The sequence below is a fragment of the Curtobacterium sp. 8I-2 genome (assembly GCF_902506155.1).
GTDB classification, from domain to species: Bacteria; Actinomycetota; Actinomycetes; order Actinomycetales; family Microbacteriaceae; genus Curtobacterium; species Curtobacterium poinsettiae.
Genome location: NZ_LR732829.1, coordinates 1 through 3,139, shown reverse-complemented (window position 1 = coordinate 3,139; position 3,139 = coordinate 1). Strand labels below are relative to the sequence as shown.

The 3,139-nt window shown below is 73.7% G+C and carries 2 protein-coding genes; both read right to left on the bottom strand.

Annotated elements, in window-relative coordinates; translation table 11 throughout:
* Positions 1-49: 49 nt before the first annotated feature.
* Entirely contained in the window at positions 50-1,486 is a 1,437-nt protein-coding gene (gene efeB / locus BOSE127_RS16930; protein ID WP_236559606.1) for an iron uptake transporter deferrochelatase/peroxidase subunit, read from the bottom strand.
* Positions 1,483-2,676, bottom strand: a complete 1,194-nt coding sequence (locus BOSE127_RS16925) for an EfeM/EfeO family lipoprotein (protein ID WP_159558245.1) — start codon at positions 2,674-2,676, stop codon at positions 1,483-1,485. The genes efeB and BOSE127_RS16925 overlap by 4 nt, the downstream gene beginning before the upstream one ends.
* Positions 2,677-3,139 lie beyond the last annotated feature (463 nt).

Here is a 3,139-nt window from a genome sequence, read left to right as displayed (position 1 = left end):
GGTCCGGGCGGGCGACGGCCCGGGCTCGGACGTGCGAGCGTCGGCCCGGCTAGGTCCGTGCGAGCAGTCGACGGCCCAGCCAGTCGTCCGCGTGGCGGACCCCGGGCAGGGCGAAGAAGTAGCCGCCGCCGACCGGTGACACGTAGTCGACCAGGGGCTCGTCGACCAGGCGCTTCTGCACGGCGACGAACTGCCGTTCCAGGTCGGCCTGGAAGCACGCGAACAACAGGCCCATGTCGAGGTCACCGTTCGTGTCGGTGCCGTTGTCGTAGTTGTACGGACGGCGGAGCATCTGCTGCGCACGCGCCTCGGCGGTGCGCGGGTTCGCCAACCGGATGTGTGCGTCCATCTGGATGACGTCGCCGGTCGGGTCGTCCTGGTACCGGGGGTCGTCGAACTCGCCGCTTCGGGTGAGCGGGGCACCCGAGTCGCGGTGCCGGCCGATCATGTTCTCCTGCTCGTGCAGCGAGACGCGGTCCCAGAACTCGACGAACATCCGGATGGTCCGCACGACGTGGTAGCTGCCCCCGGTGACCCAGTCGGGTTCGCCGTCCTGTCCACCGCGGGTCCAGACCAGGTCGTCCATCACGCTGCGGTCCGCGGTGGAGGGGTTGCCGGTGCCGTCCTTGAACCCGAGCAGGTTGCGCGGGGTGCCGGAGGGGCGCGGCGGGGACGCGAAACCGTCCTGGCGCCAGCGCACCTGCATGCCGCCGCGGGTGGCCCGGGCGATGTCGCGGACGGCGTGCAGGACGGTGTCGGTGTTGTGCGCGCACACCTGCAGCAGCAGGTCGCCGTCCGAGATCGACCGGTCGAGGTCGTCGTTCGGGAAGTCCTCCATCGTCCGCAACCGCGCCGGACGCTGCCCCGACAGGCCGTACCGGTGGTCGAAGAGCGAGGCGCCGACGCTCGCCGTCACGGTGAGCCCGTCGGCCGCGACCTGCGGTCCGAGCACGCCGGAGTCGGCCGGCGGCGCGGTGATCCCGACGTCGGCAGGCGTGCCGCCGCGGGTCAGGAACCGGGCCCGCTCGGTGATCGTCCGGAGCAGGTCGGCGAGGTCCCCGCGGTCGGCCGCGGTCACGTCGAACGCCAGGAACGCCGACTGTCGCTGCGCGGGTGTGGTGATCCCGGCCTGGTGCGCGCCGTGGAACGCGTACGAGGAACCGGGCGAGGCGTCGGCACCGCCGGTGGTCGCGGCGGCTGCCTGGAGGCCCGTCCCACGCCCGGCGGTCAGGCTCGCTGCCGCCGCGGCGGCTCCGGCACCTGCCCCGACCGCGCTGGTCAGGAACGCGCGGCGTCCGACCCCGCGGGTGGGGCCGGGCTGCTGCTGGTCGTCCGGTGCGCCGGCGGGACACACACTGCCGTCGGCGGAGAGCCCGAGGCGGGCGTGCGCCTCGGCCATCCGGCGGTACGTCGCCGCGTCCATCCCGCGTGGGCGCTGCTGGCTCCGGGGGCCCGCCGGGCCCGGGCGCTGCGGTCGTTCGGTCACGAGGTCCTCCTCGGGTCGCAGATGGCGGCGACGGGCGCGAGCTGTTCGAGCGCAGCGTCGAGGTCGGCGTCCAGGTGCTCGCGGGCGGTGCGGTCGAGACCGTCGAGGGTGTCCCAGCTGCCGTCGGTCCGTCGGTGTGACTCGACGTCGGCGCGCAGGGTCGCCAGCGCACGGTCGGTGGCCCGGAGTCCCGGGTAGCGGGTCCGCAGGATCGACCGGAGCGGCTCGAGCGCGTGCTCCGTCCCGCTGATGTTCGCGTCGATCGTCGCCAGTGCCGTGTGGCTGCCGGCGTCGGTGGCCCCCGTCGCCTCGAAGCGGAGCGCGTTCTCGAGGATCTCGTGCGAGCGCAGGCCGATGTCGAGCGGGTCGACCCGCTGGGTGGGGAACGTCCGGCGCAGGTGTTCGACCGCGGCGACCAGGGCGTCTGCGGGTGCGACGGCGCGGCTGCTGGGTACTCCGGACCACAGCAGCGCTTCGACGCGGTGGAAGCCGGTCAGGTGCGGGTCGTCGAGTGCGGTCCGTCCGGCGGCCGGGAGCCCGTCGATCGCGGTGTCGTCGTCCCCGAACGCGCCGTAGGCGGCTCCGAGCTGCTCGTACTCGCGGTGACCGACCAGCCAGTCCCGCCGTGCGGCCCGGACGTCACCCGTCCGGACGTCGGCGTCCAGTGCGCGCACGTCGGCGAGCAGCGTCGGCAGGCGGCTCTCGATCCAGTCGCCGTACGACTTGGCGGCGGGGATCAGGTCGTCGCGGGTGACCGGGACGATCCCGGGGGTCTCGTCGCTGACGTGCGTGGCGCCGCGCAGGTGGACGACGGGCCCGGTGCCGGGGTTCGCGTCGGCGGGCAGGCAGCGGAACCGGTACTGGCCGCGCGGGAGTCGGACGCCGTAGTCGTGCGTCGCACCCGCTCCCAGGCCCTCCGCGTCGAGGTAGACCGCGCCGTTCGTGGGGTCGACCAGCTGCACCTCGATCCCGGCGACGGAGGTGTTGTGGATCCGGAACGTCTGGGGGCCGGCGAGAGCGCGGTCCGGACTCGCGGGCCACCCCGTTCCGCAGGCGTCGGTGCCGGCCTGCACGGTGACCGCGCTCGTGTGCGGCGACGTCGGAGGGATCAGGTGCGGGGCGACGATCGCGGTCCCCACGAGTGCTCCGAGTGCGCCGACGACCACTGCCGTCGTGGCACGAACCGACATCGGCACCGATGACCCCATCCTGTAGAAATTCACAGAAAACCCTGGTCAGAGCCACTTTCAGCTCGACCAGGGCAACCCTAGGGTCGCTCCCGGGGCAGTTTTCCCGTCGTTCACCGCGGAACGGTTCTGTTCACCGGATCGTCATGCGGGCCGCGCCGCGCCGCGCCGCACGGTGCGGGGTGCGCGCCCCCGTGCGAGCTCGACGGCTGGGTGCGGTGCCACAGGCTCGCACCGAACCAGCGCCGCGGCACCCGCTGCTCAACCTCGCACCGTGCGCCGCCGCCAACCTCGCGCCCGCTCTGTCTCGCCGGGCTCGGCACGGTGCAGGTTCGTACATGCGGTGCGAGCTTGACGGCTGGGTGCGGCGCTGCAGGCTCGCACGGAACCACCAACCCGGCGCCCGCTGCCCAACCTCGCACGGTGCGCCGCCGCCAACCTCGCGCCCGCTCTGTCTCGCCGGGCT

What these genes read in the sequence shown, in the direction of transcription:
- BOSE127_RS16925 (WP_159558245.1), bottom strand. Translation starts at nt 2,676, where the DNA reads ATGTCGGTTCGTGCCACGACGGCAGTGGTCGTCGGCGCACTCGGAGCA.